The organism is Bartonella sp. AA89HNZF, from assembly GCF_042196905.1.
GTDB lineage: Bacteria > Pseudomonadota > Alphaproteobacteria > Rhizobiales > Rhizobiaceae > Bartonella.
Map to the genome: position 1 here is coordinate 275 of NZ_JBHIRD010000142.1, position 258 is coordinate 532.

Below are 258 nucleotides of genomic sequence, written 5' to 3' on the forward strand. Positions count from 1 at the left end.
TGCGTGAGTATTTATTGGATACGGGTGGTGTGATTGAAGGGGTTGTTACGGTTGATGATAAACAAAAGACGAGTGCGATAGGTCTTCAAAGTCCCTCTCAGTTTTTAGCGTATAAGAATGGGATAACGCTTTGTTTTAAAGCGAAGGGCAAGAATGTTGGGGCGACAACGATTGCGTTGAATAATTTAATCGGCAAGCCCGTTTATAAGGCAACAGAAACTGGTTTATTAGCTTTAACGGGAGGAGAAATCCAAGATG

At 41.9% G+C, this 258-nt stretch carries 1 pseudogene; it reads left to right on the forward strand.

The annotated features are described in order from the left end of the window. Window positions 1-258: pseudogene (locus ACFIN0_RS10185) on the forward strand (phage tail protein); the annotation flags it as partial.